The sequence below is a fragment of the Salinisphaera hydrothermalis C41B8 genome (genome assembly GCF_000732535.1).
Lineage (GTDB): Bacteria > Pseudomonadota > Gammaproteobacteria > Nevskiales > Salinisphaeraceae > Salinisphaera > Salinisphaera hydrothermalis.
Map to the genome: position 1 here is coordinate 26,669 of NZ_APNK01000031.1, position 14,010 is coordinate 40,678.

At 64.1% G+C, this 14,010-nt stretch carries 15 protein-coding genes; 12 read left to right on the plus strand and 3 right to left on the minus strand.

All coding sequences use genetic code 11. The features are described 5' to 3' along the window. Positions 1-55: 55 nt before the first annotated feature. Positions 56-592, minus strand: a complete 537-nt coding sequence (locus C41B8_RS15300; protein WP_198025239.1) for a hypothetical protein — start codon at positions 590-592, stop codon at positions 56-58. A 14-nt stretch (positions 593-606) separates the two neighbouring features. On the opposite strand from C41B8_RS15300, the gene C41B8_RS15305 reads away from it, so the two are divergent. The 3 genes from C41B8_RS15305 to C41B8_RS15315 all read left to right on the plus strand — a co-directional run bounded on the left by C41B8_RS15305 (position 607) and on the right by C41B8_RS15315 (position 2,725). Continuing rightward, positions 607-1,449 carry a hypothetical protein gene (locus C41B8_RS15305; RefSeq protein ID WP_037340144.1) on the plus strand — a complete coding sequence of 281 codons (843 nt, stop codon included), beginning with the start codon at positions 607-609 and terminating at the stop codon, positions 1,447-1,449. After that, positions 1,450-1,863: a CoA-binding protein gene (locus C41B8_RS15310; protein ID WP_037340146.1), complete on the plus strand. Its 414-nt coding sequence runs from the start codon at positions 1,450-1,452 to the stop codon at positions 1,861-1,863. It begins immediately after the preceding gene. A 148-nt stretch (positions 1,864-2,011) separates the two neighbouring features. Further along, the gene (locus C41B8_RS15315; RefSeq protein WP_037340148.1) at positions 2,012-2,725 is read left to right on the plus strand and encodes a Z-ring associated ZapG family protein; all 714 of its coding nucleotides are present in this window, start codon (positions 2,012-2,014) and stop codon (positions 2,723-2,725) included. Positions 2,726-2,772: 47 nt separating this feature from the next. Here the strand turns inward: C41B8_RS15315 and C41B8_RS15320 are convergent, their stop codons facing one another. Further along, entirely contained in the window at positions 2,773-3,189 is a 417-nt protein-coding gene (locus C41B8_RS15320; RefSeq protein WP_037340151.1) for a SufE family protein, read from the minus strand. A gap of 70 nt (positions 3,190-3,259) precedes the next feature. Between C41B8_RS15320 and yidD the strand changes: the two genes are divergently transcribed. The 3 genes from yidD to C41B8_RS15335 all read left to right on the plus strand — a co-directional run bounded on the left by yidD (position 3,260) and on the right by C41B8_RS15335 (position 7,227). Continuing rightward, the gene (yidD, locus tag C41B8_RS15325) at positions 3,260-3,544 is read left to right on the plus strand and encodes a membrane protein insertion efficiency factor YidD (RefSeq protein ID WP_051883637.1); all 285 of its coding nucleotides are present in this window, start codon (positions 3,260-3,262) and stop codon (positions 3,542-3,544) included. A gap of 163 nt (positions 3,545-3,707) precedes the next feature. Beyond that, entirely contained in the window at positions 3,708-6,899 is a 3,192-nt protein-coding gene (ileS, locus tag C41B8_RS15330) for an isoleucine--tRNA ligase (protein ID WP_037340154.1), read from the plus strand. Positions 6,900-6,969: 70 nt separating this feature from the next. After that, a complete protein-coding gene (locus C41B8_RS15335; RefSeq protein ID WP_037340160.1) occupies positions 6,970-7,227 on the plus strand; it encodes a type B 50S ribosomal protein L31 in 258 nt (85 codons plus the stop codon). A gap of 97 nt (positions 7,228-7,324) precedes the next feature. Here the strand turns inward: C41B8_RS15335 and C41B8_RS15340 are convergent, their stop codons facing one another. Next, positions 7,325-8,212: a LysR family transcriptional regulator gene (locus C41B8_RS15340; RefSeq protein ID WP_037340162.1), complete on the minus strand. Its 888-nt coding sequence runs from the start codon at positions 8,210-8,212 to the stop codon at positions 7,325-7,327. Between the two features lie 121 nt (positions 8,213-8,333). On the opposite strand from C41B8_RS15340, the gene metE reads away from it, so the two are divergent. From metE to C41B8_RS15370, 6 genes are all read left to right on the plus strand, one after another. After that, positions 8,334-10,616 (plus strand): 5-methyltetrahydropteroyltriglutamate--homocysteine S-methyltransferase, encoded by a 2,283-nt coding sequence (gene metE / locus C41B8_RS15345; RefSeq protein WP_037340166.1) that lies wholly within the window; start codon positions 8,334-8,336, stop codon positions 10,614-10,616. Positions 10,617-10,806: 190 nt separating this feature from the next. Beyond that, the gene (locus C41B8_RS15350) at positions 10,807-11,313 is read left to right on the plus strand and encodes a hypothetical protein (protein ID WP_037340169.1); all 507 of its coding nucleotides are present in this window, start codon (positions 10,807-10,809) and stop codon (positions 11,311-11,313) included. 8 nt (positions 11,314-11,321) lie between these two features. Then, positions 11,322-11,804, plus strand: coding sequence for a hypothetical protein (locus tag C41B8_RS15355; protein ID WP_156962562.1), 483 nt, complete (start codon positions 11,322-11,324; stop codon positions 11,802-11,804). Further along, complete coding sequence (locus C41B8_RS20725) at positions 11,801-12,562, plus strand: hypothetical protein (protein WP_051883638.1); 762 nt, start codon at positions 11,801-11,803, stop codon at positions 12,560-12,562. The genes C41B8_RS15355 and C41B8_RS20725 overlap by 4 nt, the downstream gene beginning before the upstream one ends. Further along, positions 12,549-13,772, plus strand: a complete 1,224-nt coding sequence (locus tag C41B8_RS15365; RefSeq protein ID WP_198025240.1) for a lysozyme inhibitor LprI family protein — start codon at positions 12,549-12,551, stop codon at positions 13,770-13,772. The genes C41B8_RS20725 and C41B8_RS15365 overlap by 14 nt, the downstream gene beginning before the upstream one ends. Beyond that, positions 13,769-13,999, plus strand: a complete 231-nt coding sequence (locus C41B8_RS15370) for a hypothetical protein (protein WP_037340175.1) — start codon at positions 13,769-13,771, stop codon at positions 13,997-13,999. Before C41B8_RS15365 ends, C41B8_RS15370 begins: the two co-directional genes overlap by 4 nt. Positions 14,000-14,010: the final 11 nt, after the last annotated feature.

Sequence of the window (14,010 nt, forward strand, 5' to 3'; positions counted from 1 at the left end):
GGGGCGGGTTGCCGTTTCGTCGCCGGTTGTTCGCGGGGTTGGCCGGAACCGGCGTTCAGGCCGTGCGGACGCCCGGCATCAGCCGGTCGGCGTCGTCGTCGAGCAGGCCGGCACTGATCAGCCAGGCGCGTGCGTCCTCGGCATCCTCGGCGAACCAGGCGCCGGCGCTGCCCAGGCGGAAGGTATAGCCCCAGGCATCCATGTCGGCGCACATCGTGGCGCGATCGACACCGTCGATGCGGTCACAGATCATGATCTGCCAGTAGCAGACCGCATTTTCCTCGTCGTAATCGCCACCTGCATCGGTATCCAGGGCCGCGCGTCGGGTCGGATCCATGCAGACGTAATGGCCCGCTTCATGCAGCGCGGAATGCAGCGGCGTATCCGGCCGTACGAGGAGGGTATCGCCCCGCAGGCCGGCTTCGGCATCGCCCCAGAAGCTGCCCGGGATCGGGGCGTCGAGCGCTACTTCGGTGACGCCGAGATCGAATTCGGCCAGCAGTCGGCGCAGCGTGTCGATGCCGATCGCGCTGACGGGCGTAACGTCAGACGTAGCCGACGGGCTTTCGCGTACAGTCTCGAAGTTGTTCACGGCACGGGGCAAAGATGAAGTGGGCGCGGCGATGCTATCTCATCGTGTTGTTGCTTGCGCTGGCGCTGGTCGCCACCGGATGCGCGTTGCATCCGGCGCAGGAGGATCGGGCGGCCGCCCGGCATCTGGTATCGGTGTACAACGTCTCGGCGTTGCTGGCTCAGGCGGCCCCGGCGGTATCGGGTTCGCTCAATCGCAATCTGCCGCACTCGGTGGCGTTGGCGCGTCGACATCGCGTTGATCGGCTGGTGAATCGAACGTTCGCCCCCTCGGCTCTGGTCGACGATACTGTCCGGCGTCTGGCACAGGCCGCGCGTCAACAAGGCCGCACTCGCGATCTCGTGCGAGCCTCCAGCGCGCTCGACCAGCCCCTGGTTCGCCGCATGATGGCGCTCGAGCGAAAGGTCGGCCAGCCAGGCTTCGCCAGCGCGTTCAAGCAGTTCCAGAACGAGCCAGCCGGCAAACAGCGCAAACGGCGCCTGCGGCTGATGGATCAACTGGTGCGGGACAGGCATCTGGCGGCCCTGCAAACGCGCTTCAACGTGACGTTGCTCGGCGCGATGATTCGTGCCCGCAATCTGGCCGTGGGGCCGGGCGCGCGGGTCGACGAAACACAAATTCAGCGTATCCTGTCGAGTACGAGGGCCGGGCTCCAACGCAAGCTGGCACAGCAGCTGCCGCTGATGTTGCTCTATGTTTATCGCGATGTGGATACCGACACGCTCGAGCGCTATGTCGCTCTCCAGCACCGATCGGCGACGGTCTGGGTTAACAAGGCGCTCGTGCGGTCCATTGGCAGGACGCTCGAAGCCGCGGGCCGGAGTATTCCGGAGAGTTTCACGACAGAGGAACAATAAGTGCCAATAATCACAGACGACGTCACCATCCGCGAAATCCTGGCTCATGTGCGCCGCATCGCCGTGGTTGGGTTGTCGCCCGATCCGAGTCGCCCCTCGTACGCGGTAGCCAAGGGCATGATGGACGCGGGTTACGAAATTATCCCGGTCAATCCGAACGCCGACCAGATTCTCGGTCTAAAAACGTTCTCTGATCTCAAGTACGTGACCGATACCATCAACATGGTCACGGTATTTCGCGATCCGAAGCATGTGCCCGCGATCGTGGAGCTTTGCATCGAGAAAGGCGTGCGCAATCTCTGGCTGCAGGAGGGCGTGGTTCATCAGGAGGCAGCACGCGAAGCGGCGGCCCGTGGTATTCATGTCGTGATGGATCGCTGCATGTACAAGGAATTCAACCGCCTGCTGGGATAAGCGCTTGCACGAATCTTGCGTCGGACGAATAAGCCTCGTGCGGCGCGGTCGTTGGGCTGGCTGCGACTGTTGTCGCCTTGCCGCTGCGCGGCGAGCCGCCCAATATGACGTCTGAAGTCCGACTCGAAAATTCCAGGAGACTCGCGATATGGCGAATCTGAGCCCGGTAGTCATGATCATCATTCTTGCCGTTTGCGTGGTCATCGCGCTGGTTATCGGCTACCTCATCGGCAGCCGCGCCGGGAGCGACTACAACGAGGCTGCGGACAAGGAAAAACAGAAGCACGACGAACTCAAGGCCGACGTGCGCGAACATTTCCAGCAGACCTCGGCCATCATGTCGCGCATGGTCGACGACTACCGCGATATGTATCAGCACATGTCCGAGGGCGCGGAGAAGCTGGCCGATCTGAACAGCGAGAAAATCGCGGCCCCGCCGTCTCCGGATCAGATCACCCGAGCCGATAGCAGTGCCAAGCTGTCGGGGCCGGGGAAGCCCGCCACGACGTCGTCCGGCGCGAGCAGCAAGCCAGCGGGCAGCGCGGGCCCAAGCGCCGCAAAGAGTGATGCGCCCAAGTCAACGGGGGGCGCCGCCACGGCGCAGCCCGCAGCTTCGAAGAGCGCCGGGTCCACGGCCGCGAGTGCCGGCGGTCCCGCGAAAAAGCCCAATGGAGCGAATGCGCCGGCATCCGGGGATAAGAAGCCGGTCGCCAGCGCCGCCGATGCCAAGGTCACCGGCGGCAAGCCGGCCGAGTCGGGCACGCAACAGCCATCACAAGCAGCCGGCGGCAAAAATCAGGCGGCTTCGAAGCCGGGTCAAGCCAAGCACGTGCCGATCGGCAGCGCCAGCAAGCGCAAGTAAAGCCGCGTCGATCCGGCCGGGCATTGCTCGGCCGGGTCAATCGGCGGTTACGAGGACAGACGCTCCGCGGCCGAGCGCTGGATCGTCTCTACCATGGAATACAGCCCGTTACGGCGATTCATGGTGATGTGCTGCTCCAGATTCAGATCGGCGAAGATCTGGTTGATATCGGTTTCGGCGATCTCGCGCGGTGTCTTGTCGGAATAGATCATCAACAGCACGCCGATCAGGCCGCGCACGATATGGGCGTCGGAGTCGCCCCGGAAATGCAGCCGTTCGTCGTCGGTATCGTCGGCGACCAGCCACACCTGGCTCATGCAGCCCCGGACGCGGGTTGCTTCGTTGCGTTCTTCGTCTTCCAGCGGTTCGAGCTTGCGGCCGAGATCAATGATGTAGCGATAGCGCTCTTCCCAGTCCGGCAGCATCTCGAAAGTGGTCTTGAGCTGTTCGACGCGGTCATCCATGGCGAGGTATCGATAACGGTGGCTATCGGCATAAGGTTGGGTCGTAAATTCGGTCAGTCAAGCGCAAGCCATGCCGGCACGACGACTCGGTAGACAGATAACGGCGTTGATTCGCCGCGTGGTCGTCGGCTTGCTGCAGGCGCCGATCCTGTTCTATCGCTACGCGATTTCGCCGCTCATCGGCCCGCGCTGTCGGTTTGCGCCCACCTGCTCTGAATATGCGCTGGTCGCGTTGTCGCGCCACGGCCCGATTCGCGGCAGCTGGCTGGCGATTCGCCGTATTCTGCGCTGCCATCCGCTCAACGAAGGCGGCTACGATCCGGTGCCGCCCCGGCGTCGGCACCGCCATCGTTAAATGCTCGGGGCTTGCGTTTCAACGGCGTTTAGTGCAACGCGACGGTTCAGGGTTTATAGTGTCGCGCCTTGCGGCATGCGGGCAGCCCGTCGAGACGTGGCGCCGTCTGTCGTGATTTCACGGGCGGTTTCCGCCGATCCGAAACCCAATCGACACATAGCCCATGAGCGGTTTCTCCGAGCACAAGCCCCTGAACCTGCCGGCCGTCGAGACCGAGATCCGGCGCTGGTGGGACGACGCCGGCGTTTTCGAGGCCAGCACGGCCGCGCGCGCCGACGGCCCGACCTTCACTTTCTACGAAGGCCCGCCCACGGCCAACGGCCGGCCGGGCATTCATCACGTGCTCGGGCGCACCATCAAGGATGCGTTCTGCCGCTACAAGACCATGCGCGGCTATCGCGTCGACAGGAAGGCCGGCTGGGACACGCACGGCCTGCCGGTCGAGATCGAAGTCGAGAAGGAGCTCGGGCTGTCCTCGCGCGAGGACATCGAGGCCTACGGCATCGACAAGTACAACGCGGCCTGCCGCGAATCGGTACTGCGCTATAAGAACCAGTGGGACGAGCTCACACGCCGGATTGGCTACTGGGTCGATCTCGATGCGCCGTACGTCACCTTTTCCAACGAATACATCGAATCGGTCTGGTGGCTGCTCAAGCAGTTGCACGAGAAGGGGCTGCTCTACAAGGGCCACAAGATTCACTGGTATTCGCCGGGCTCCGGCACGGTGTTGTCCTCGCACGAGGTAAGCCTCGGATACAAGGAAGTTCAGGACCCGTCGATCACGGTGAAGTTCTTCCTCGAGGACGAGCCGGATGTGGCGATCCTGGCCTGGACGACCACGCCGTGGACCATGCCGTCCAACGTGGCGGTGGCCGTCGGCCCCGGCATCGAATATGCCAAGGCGCGCGCCGAGGATGGCGCGGTCTATATCGTCGCCAAGGACTGCGTCGCGGCCACGCTGGGTGAGAACGCCGAAATCCTCAATATTTTTGGCGCCGATGCGCTGATCGGGCGGCGCTACAAGCCGCCGTACGACTGCTTTGCCGATCATCCCGAGGCAGATCACGCCTGGCGCGTGATCGCGGCCGATTTCATCACCACCGACGATGGCACCGGCATCGCGCACGAAGCCCCGGCCTTCGGTGCCGACGACTTCCGCGTGACCAGCGAATACGGCATGCCGGTGTTCAACCCGATCGAGCGCGACGGCCATTTCCGTGCCGATTTCCCGCTGGTCGGCGGGCTGTGGTTCAAGGATGCCGACAAGCCGATCGCGCGCGATCTGAAAGAGCGCGGCCTGTTGTTCTCGCAACAGGTCACGGTGCATAACTACCCGCACGACTGGCGCAAGGGCACGCCCTTGATGAACTACCCGGTCGAGTCCTGGTTCGTGGCGACCCAGCAGCACAAGGACAAGCTGGTCGAGTACAACAACCGGATTCATTGGCATCCGCCGCATGTGGGCACCGGCCGCTTTGGCGACTGGCTGGCCAACAACGTGGATTGGGCGCTGTCCCGGCATCGTTACTGGGGTACGCCGCTGCCGATCTGGGTGAACGACAACAACCCTGACGACATCGTCGTCATCGGTTCGATTGCCGAGCTGCGGGAATATGCGGGCGATCAGGTTGCCGATGACGACAGCCTCGATCTGCACAAGCCGCAGGTCGACCAAATCACCTGGACCGCCGCCGATGGCGGCACCATGCGGCGCGTGCCGGAAATCATCGACGTCTGGTTCGATTCCGGCGCCATGCCGTTCGCCCAGTGGCACTATCCGTTCGAAAATCAGGAGATTTTCGAGGCGAACTTCCCGGCCGATTTCATCTGCGAGGGCGTGGATCAGACCCGCGGCTGGTTCTACTCGCTGCATGCCATCGGCACGCTGATCAAGGATTCGCCGGCCTACAAGAACGTCATCGTCAACGGCCTCCTGCTCGATGCCAACGGCGAGAAGATGTCCAAATCCAAAGGCAACACGGTCGACCCGTTCGAGGCCCTGGACGAACATGGTGCCGACGTCATCCGCTGGTACATGCTGTCCAACAGCCCGCCCTGGGACAACACCAAGTACGCCGATCGCGGCCTGCGCGAGACGCGGACCAAGGTGTTCGGCACGCTGGAAAACGTCTACTCGTTCTTCGCGACCTACGCCAACATCGATGGGTTCACCGCGGATACGCCGGCCCCGGCCGTGGCCGAGCGGCCCGAGCTGGATCGCTGGATTCTGTCGCGCCTGCAATCGACCGCCGCCGAGGCCGCGGCCGCGCTCGACGACTACAATCCGACGCGGGCCGCGCGGGCGGTGGAGCGCTTCATCGACGCGCTTTCGAACTGGTATATCCGGCGCTCGCGGGCCCGCTTCTGGGCCGGCGCGCGTGCCGATGCCGGCGGCAATGCCTCGGAAGCCGAAGTGGCCGACAAGCGTGCCGCGTATCACACCACGCTGACCTGTCTGGCCGACACCGCGGCGATGATGGCGCCGATCGCACCGTTCTTCGCTGACTGGCTCTATGGGCAGGTCACCGAGTCGAGTGGCGCCCGCGCATCGGTTCATCTGGCCGATTTCCCGACGCCCGATCCGGCCATGACCGATGCCGATCTCGAACGCCGCATGGCGCTGGCGCGGGCGATCGTGGCCAACACGCTGGCCCTGCGTAACGAGGCCGGTCTGAACGTACGCCAGCCGGTCGCGCGCATTCTGGTCGTGGAAGAGCCCGGTGTGGCGCGCGCCGACGTCGAGGCCGTGGCGGCCATCGTGCGCGACGAGGTCAACGTCGATGACATCGAATACGTGGCCGGCGAGGGCGATCTGGTCAAGCGCAGCGCCAAGCCCAACTTCAAGCAGCTCGGCAAGCAGCTCGGCAAGAAGATGAAGGCGGTGGCCGCCGCGGTGGCCGAACTGGACGACGCCGCGATCGCGGCCTATCTGCGCGACAACGCGCTGACGGTAACCGCCGATGGGGAAGCGGTCGAACTGGGCGAAGGCGATCTGCTGGTGTCTGCCGAAGGCGTCGAAGGTTGGCTCGTTGGCCGCGAGGATGGCGTTACGGTGGCACTTGATAGTACACTTACCGATTCGCTGATCCAGCGTGGGCTGGCGCGCGAGGTCATCAACCGCATTCAGCGGCTGCGCAAGCAGGCCGAATTCCATGTCGCCGATCGGATTCGGGTCGAATACCGGGCCGAGGCGGCGAATCTGGTGTCGGCCATCGAAACGCATGCCGAGCTGCTGTCCCGCGAGACGCTGGCGCGGCAACTGGTAGCCAGCCAGGCGCCGAGTGGCGAGGTCGAGGCCGCCTTCGACGTCGGCGACGGTGAACTCAAGCTGGCGCTGACGCGCGAAGCCTAGTCGACAATAAGTCGCCGCTGGATGTCAGCGGCATTTGAACACGATTTGCAACGGTAACGGTCACAAGATCATGAAACAGGACATTCATCCCCAGTATCGCCCGGTGGTTTTCAAGGACATGGGCAGCGAATTCGCTTTCCTGACCCGTTCCACCATCGATTCGGATGAAACCATCGAGTGGGAAGACGGCAACACCTACCCGCTGGTGAAGCTGGAAGTGACCAGCGACACGCATCCGTTCTACACCGGCAAGCAGAACATCATGGACACCACCGGCAAGGTGGAGCGCTTCCGCAAGCGCTTCGGCATGATGGGCAAGAAGCAGTAAGACGCTTGCCTTCGCTCCGGCATGCGGCCGGGGCGATCGACCGTTTCGTGACGAGGCATCGGCCGTGTAGGCGGCCGATGCCTTCGTGTGTCTGGCCTCAGGCCGGGCCGGCACGAGCCGCGGTCAGAAAGCCGGCGATCGGCGCCTCCTCGCGACTGTCGCGTCGCACGCCCAGGTGAATCTGCTTGGCGATCCCGGACCGGCCGAGCCGCACCGGCACAATCGCCAGTGTCTCCCGATACTCATCGACCAGCCAGCGCGGCAGGGCCGCGACACCGCGTCCGGCAGCGACCAGCTGTAGCATGATGTCGGTGGATTCGAGCGTCTTGTGCTGGCGGGGCATGATGCGTCGGGGCGCGAGCAGCTCGGTGAAAATATCCAGGCGCGCCGGGTCTACCGGGTAGGACAGCAGCACTTCGTCGGCCAGCGCTTCGGCCGAGACGTATTCGCGCCCGGCTAGGCGATGCGCCTCGGCGACGACCAGCACCTGTTCGTAATCGAACACCGGTTCGAAGACGACGCCACGCTTCGTGAGCGGGTCGGGTGTGACCAGGATATCGATATCGTGGTTGAACAGCGCCGCCATGCCGCCGAAGCGAAACGCCTGGATGACGTCTATATCCACGCCGGGCCAGGCCGCCAGATAAGGCTCGACGATCTTGAGCAGCCAGCGATAGCAGGGGTGGCATTCCATGCCGATGCGCAGCGTGCCGTACTGCCCGGCGGCATAATCGGCCAGCACTGTATCCAGCCGCTCCAGCTGTGGCAGCAGGCGCTCGGCTGCGGCCAATAGATAATCGCCCGCCGGCGTGAGCCGGATACGCCGACCCTCCCGACGCCAGATCGCGGTGCCGGCCTGATCTTCCAGCTTGCGAATGGCATGGCTCAAGGCCGATTGCGTCAGATGCAGCGACTTGGCGGCCGCGGTCAGAGAGCCGTCGCGTTCGATCTGGCGCAGAATCCGTAGATGAATTCGCTCGATCATGTATGAGTGGATCTCATGTATTGATGCAAAGATACCAATATTAGTCATCGTTGAGTCGTCCTAAGCTCTCGATCGATCGCCGTTAGGCGCGTTCGATAACGCAGGACAGGAGCGACCATCCATGACGACATCCCATAATCTTGGCTTTCCCCGCATCGGCGAACGCCGCGAGCTGAAAAAAGCCACCGAAGCCTACTGGGCCGGCGATCTCGATCGCGCCGGGCTCGAGGCCGCCGGCGCCGAGATCCGGCGCGCGAACTGGGAAAAACAGCGCGCCGCCGGTATCGATCTGATCCCGTCCAACGATTTTTCCTTCTACGATCAGGTTCTGGACATGACCTGCCTGGTCGGCAACGTGCCGGCGCGCTTCGACTGGGACGGCGAGCACGCCGATCTGGATCTCGCCTTCGACATGGCCCGCGGCACGGACGAAGCCATCGCCTGCGAGATGACCAAGTGGTTCGATACCAACTACCACTATCTCGTGCCCGAGTTCACGCAGAACACCACGTTCAAGCTCGCCGGGGCCAAGGTGTTCGAGGAATTCGCCGAGGCGAAGGCCGAGGGCCTGACCACCAAACCGGTGCTTGTCGGTCCGGCGACCTATCTCACCCTCGGCAAGGTCACCGATGGTTCCGGTCTGGACAAGTTCGCGCTCGCCGATCAGCTGATTCCGGTTTATATCGAGATCCTGGATCAGTTGGCCGCGGCCGGTGCCGAGTGGGTGCAGATCGACGAGCCCGTGTTCTCGCTGGACTTGAACGATGCCCAACGCGCGGTGATCGACAAGACTTATGCCGCGCTGTCGCGGGTCGGCGACCTCAAGATCATGGTCACGAACTACTTCGGCGAGCTGCGCGACAATCTCGAGCTGTTCACCCAGCTGCCGGTGAGTGCCTTGCATATCGACGGCGTGCGCGGCGCGGGCGAGATCGAGGCCGTAGCGGCGCGCCTGCCCGGCGACACCGCACTCTCGCTCGGCATGGTTGATGGCCGTAATATCTGGAAGACCGATCTGGCCGCGGCGAAGACGGTATTGGCGCAGGTCCGCGATACCCTCGGCGCCGACCGGCTCATGGTCGGCCCGGCCTGTTCATTGCTGCACAGCCCGGTGACGCTGCGCAACGAGACCAGGCTCGATCAGCGACTCGTCGCCTGGCTCGCGTTCGCCGAAGAGAAGCTCGACGAAATCGTGGCGCTGGCGCGGGCGGTCGACGGCGAGGTCGATTCGGCCCTGTTCGAGGCCAACGCCCAGGCGATGACGGATCGGCGCGAGTCCTCGCTCATCCACGACGATTTCGTCGCCAAGCGCGTGGCGGGGCTCACGGCCACCGATTACCAGCGGAACTCTGTCTACGCCGAGCGCGCACGCCAGCAGCGGGCCAAACTGAAGCTGCCGATGTTCCCGACCACCACCATCGGCTCTTTCCCGCAGACCCGTGACGTGCGCAAGGCGCGCGCCGCCCACAAGAAAGGCGATCTGTCGGATGCCGACTACGATGCCTTCCTGAAGCAGCAGATTGACGAAGCCATCGCCATGCAGGAAGACATGGGCTTCGACATGCTGGTGCACGGCGAGTTCGAGCGTAACGACATGGTCGAGTATTTCGGCGAGCAATTGGCCGGCTATGTGTTTACCAAGCTCGGCTGGGTGCAGAGCTACGGCTCGCGCTATGTGAAGCCGCCGATCATCTATGGCGACGTGTCGCGGCCCAAGCCGATGACGGTCAAGTGGTCGAAATATGCCCAGTCGCGGACCGCCAAGCCGATGAAGGGCATGCTGACCGGCCCGGTCACCATGGTCCAGTGGGCCTTCGTGCGTGACGACCAGCCGCGATCCGAAACCGTGAAACAGGTCGCCCTCGCTATCCGCGATGAGATCGTCGATCTCGAAGCGGCCGGGCTGGCGGCCATCCAGTGCGACGAGGCGGCTTTCCGCGAAGGCCTGCCACTGCGCCGGGCCGACTGGGACGAATATCTCGACTGGGCCGCGGCCTCGTTCCGGCTCGCGGCCGGCGGCGTGCGCGACGATACCCAGGTGCACACCCATATGTGCTACTCGGAGTTCAACGACATCATCGAGTCGATCGCCGCAATGGACGCCGACTGCATCTCCATCGAGACGTCCCGTTCCCAGATGGAACTGCTCGATGCGTTCGTGAAATTCGCCTACCCGAACGAGATCGGCCCCGGCGTTTACGACATCCACAGCCCACGCGTGCCGAGCACCGACGAAATGGTCGCGCTGCTGGAAAAAGCCGTCGCCGTACTGCCGGCCGAAAAACTCTGGGTGAATCCGGACTGCGGTCTCAAGACCCGTGGCTGGGCCGAGGTCAAGCCGGCGTTGGAAAACATGGTCGAGGCCGCCCAGCGGATGCGAGCCCGGATCGTCGAGCCGGCTTGATGTAAAAGGCAGCCGGGGCCGTCCCGGCTGCCTTCGATCATTGAACCCCAGATTCGCACGGTCGTGGCGACTGTGCTAAATAAAGATAGCGATCGCCGTCCATGGTTCTTGTGCCGTGGTTGGTCGATCGACAAATATAAAAGTTCGGGCCGCTTTGGGGGCGGTTCAGCATGTTGCAGGGAGTTCGAACATGCATAACCGGGTCGGTGTTGCGACGGTGTTGACCGTCTGGGGGTTCGCGCTGCTGCTGGTCAGCGCCTGGGCATCGATTGCTCTGGCATCGGAAGCTGACGATGTGGCGGCGTTCCGCGATTTTCAGTTGGATAGCCACTATCTGCATCGCTGGATGGCGGTCAAGCGAGAAGCCACCGCCAAGGGCGTGCGGATGCAGGTCTTGCCGCTTCAGAGCGGCGGCAGTGCGGCGTCGGGCAATGACTCCCTGAGCGCGCTCACCGCCCATCTGGATGCCGAGCCCGGCGTGCATGCGATTCTGGCCCATCATGGCATGACGGCGCGCGATTTCGTGCTCGGCTCGCTGGTGCTGGTTACCGCGCGCATGGCCTTGTATCCCGGCGCGGGGGGCGACGCGCAGGCCGGCGTGAGCCGCCACAACCTCGATTTCGTCCGTGCGCACAAAGCCGAAGTCGATCGCTTTATTCAGCAGGATATGCGCGCCCAGGCGGCGATGAATCACTGAGCCGGCTCATGCGAACCTCGGGATGGGATGTCGCGCGCTCTTTCGCTGCGGCCTGTGGGCTGTGGATGGTCGCCATGCTCGTGGGAGGCGGGGTCGCCTCGGCGGCCGATACGATCACCCTGGCTCAGCTCGACCGCAACGAAGGCGGGCACCCGAACCAAGAGTCCATCCCCGGCTATACCGATCTGGCGAGGGAAATCCCGCGCGATTTTCCGGTGCCGACATATGCCCATGATCTGGCCGCGAGCAACTTCATGCCGGTGGCACGCTTGCAGGGGGTGACCGCCGCCCAAGCGGCTGCGTTCTATCCACCCGTACTCGAGCGGCAGGGATGGACGATTCGCAGACAGACAGTCCAGCCTGGTTTTTTCGGCCTCGTGGCGTGTCCGAAAACCGGCCGTTGCGTGAATCTTACCGCTGCTTCGCCGAATGGCCCGGTCAAGCCGATCGGCCTGAAACTGGTGTTTTTCACGCGTAGCGCGTTGCCATGAACAGTGGCGCGGCGGATTCGGTCGGCGCCGGCTTGATGGCGAGCCTATTGTGGATTGGGCTGGCCGCCGCGGCGGCCAGCGACATCAATCAGGCGCCGCCGGTGCGCTATCCAAGCCTGCCGGCCGCCGCGGCTGCGGTCGCCGATTTCGTGCCCGCCGGCTGGCGGATCGAGCGCCAGGCACGCGGCGATCTCAACGGCGACGGTCGTGTCGATCGTGCGCTGATCCTGCACGACGACGATCCGGCGCTGCGTGTACGCATGCCGTTCGACGACAGTCCGCCGGTCGATACCAATCCGCGCATGCTCGTGGTTCTATTCGCCCGGACGGATGGTGGCTTTCGTTGCGTGCTCGTCAATCACACGCTCATTCCGCGGGTCGAGAACGATCGCGACAACGATCCGATCGATGGCGTCGTGGCCAGCGATTTCGCGATTGCCGATGGCACGCTGCAGATCGCCCTCGGCGGTTTCGGCGCGGAAATCTTCCAGCCGGCCTTCACGTTTCGCTGGATCGCCGGCGCATTTCGTCTGATCGCCTACCAGAGCATGGCGGTACATCGCATGGATGGCAGCACGCGCGAAGTACACGTCGACTATACGACCCGTCGCGTTGAACTTCGACACGGCACTGTGTCCGATGACAAGGACACGGTGCGGCACCGTCGCTTGCCTCCGGGGCCGTTGCCGACTCTCCAGGCCATTGGGGATGGCTTCGGGTTCGATCCACTGGCGGAGGACAACGATGCGACCCACTAGTCATCGAGTGATCGGCGGGGCGATGTGGCTGTGCTTGTTGCCGGGCATCGCCTCGGCCTGGAACTGGGCGGATGACGACAGCCGGATCGCGCAGAAACCCCAGTTCGCCCAGTCCAGGGCGGTTTGTCGGCGGCTGAAGGATCTCGAACCGCCGGCCGCCGACCGGCCCGACGCCAAGACGCGCAAGGCGCTGGCCGGTTGTGATGCCGCCGCCTTGTATTACGGCATCGGCGAGCCGCGCCAGCCCGAGCGCGCACGCCAGTGCGCCCTGGTGCATGCCGCGGGCGCGGACGACGATGCCGGCGACCAGCCGTTCGCCGGCATCAGCCTGTTGATGATGATCTATGCCAACGGCATGGGCGCGCGTCGTGATCTGAATCTCGCCACGGCGTTGGCCTGTCGTGTTCACGGCGCGCCGGCCGAGCTGGATGGCCGCGTCCTGCATCTGCAGAAACTGGCGGCCGAACACTGGCAGGGCCACGACTTCGATTACTGCGACGACATTACCAGCGGTTTTGCCGGCGGCCTCTGCGCCGCCCGCGATGCGTCCATCGAGAGCGCGAAACGCGAGCTGCGGATCGAGCGGCTTGCCACGACGATGTCGCCGGCCGCGCGCTCGGCGTTTTCGACTCTGCGCCATGCCGAGCAAACCTATGCCAGAACCATTGGCGACAACGAAGTCGATTTGAGCGGCACGGCGCGTGCCGCTTTCGAGATCGAGCAGGAACAGCACCTGCGTCAGGTCTTCGAGCACCTGCTGGATCGTCTTGAAAAGAAACGGTGGCCGACTGACAAGGCCGCTGACTACGCGGCGGCGGACAAGCAGCTCAACGCGGTTTATGCCCGCATCATGGCCATGCATGCCGCACCGGACGAACGCGGGCCCTATGGTTCGGCCGACAGTCTGCCGTGGACGACCGTCACCCATGCCGGCATCCGCAAGACCGAACGCGCCTGGCTGCACTATCGCGAGGCCTGGGTCGCATTTGCGGCCCAGCGCTACCCGGGGCTGCCGGCCGATGCGCTACGCGCCGTGCTTACACGCCAGCGCATCGACGAATTGACGCCGTTCCTTCCCAAGCCCAAACCCAAGCCGGCCCGACCGGCGGTCACGTTCCATGCGTTGCCGGCGGATGCGGCGTCCGTGCTGGCGGCGGCCGGGGCATCGTCACCGGCGGCGATGCCGGGGCGACGCCGCTCTTTCAGGTGATTTTCGATCCGAACGCGCCGTCTGATGCCGAGCTGTGGCGGCATCTGCACGCCGATCACCCCGGTGCCGTCGTGCGCTGGCTGCCGGTGGCCTATTTCAATGCCGACAGCGGCCCCATGGCTGCGACGATGCTGGCCGCTGCCGATCCCGCCGCCGCGTTGGACGCCAATTTTCGGGTTCATCGCACTTTACCGGGAAACGCGGCTTTGATTTTGAGGAAGAAGTAGTCGGCGTTACG

What these genes read in the sequence shown, in the direction of transcription:
- metE (WP_037340166.1), top strand. Translation starts at nt 8,334, where the DNA reads ATGACGACATCCCATAATCTTGGCTTTCCCCGCATCGGCGAACGCCGC.
- C41B8_RS15355 (WP_156962562.1), top strand. Translation starts at nt 11,322, where the DNA reads ATGCGAACCTCGGGATGGGATGTCGCGCGCTCTTTCGCTGCGGCCTGT.
- ileS (WP_037340154.1), top strand. Translation starts at nt 3,708, where the DNA reads ATGAGCGGTTTCTCCGAGCACAAGCCCCTGAACCTGCCGGCCGTCGAG.
- C41B8_RS15320 (WP_037340151.1), bottom strand. Translation starts at nt 3,189, where the DNA reads ATGGATGACCGCGTCGAACAGCTCAAGACCACTTTCGAGATGCTGCCG.
- C41B8_RS15335 (WP_037340160.1), top strand. Translation starts at nt 6,970, where the DNA reads ATGAAACAGGACATTCATCCCCAGTATCGCCCGGTGGTTTTCAAGGAC.
- C41B8_RS15315 (WP_037340148.1), top strand. Translation starts at nt 2,012, where the DNA reads ATGGCGAATCTGAGCCCGGTAGTCATGATCATCATTCTTGCCGTTTGC.
- C41B8_RS15350 (WP_037340169.1), top strand. Translation starts at nt 10,807, where the DNA reads ATGCATAACCGGGTCGGTGTTGCGACGGTGTTGACCGTCTGGGGGTTC.
- yidD (WP_051883637.1), top strand. Translation starts at nt 3,260, where the DNA reads ATGCCGGCACGACGACTCGGTAGACAGATAACGGCGTTGATTCGCCGC.
- C41B8_RS15340 (WP_037340162.1), bottom strand. Translation starts at nt 8,212, where the DNA reads ATGATCGAGCGAATTCATCTACGGATTCTGCGCCAGATCGAACGCGAC.
- C41B8_RS15365 (WP_198025240.1), top strand. Translation starts at nt 12,549, where the DNA reads ATGCGACCCACTAGTCATCGAGTGATCGGCGGGGCGATGTGGCTGTGC.
- C41B8_RS15305 (WP_037340144.1), top strand. Translation starts at nt 607, where the DNA reads ATGAAGTGGGCGCGGCGATGCTATCTCATCGTGTTGTTGCTTGCGCTG.
- C41B8_RS20725 (WP_051883638.1), top strand. Translation starts at nt 11,801, where the DNA reads ATGAACAGTGGCGCGGCGGATTCGGTCGGCGCCGGCTTGATGGCGAGC.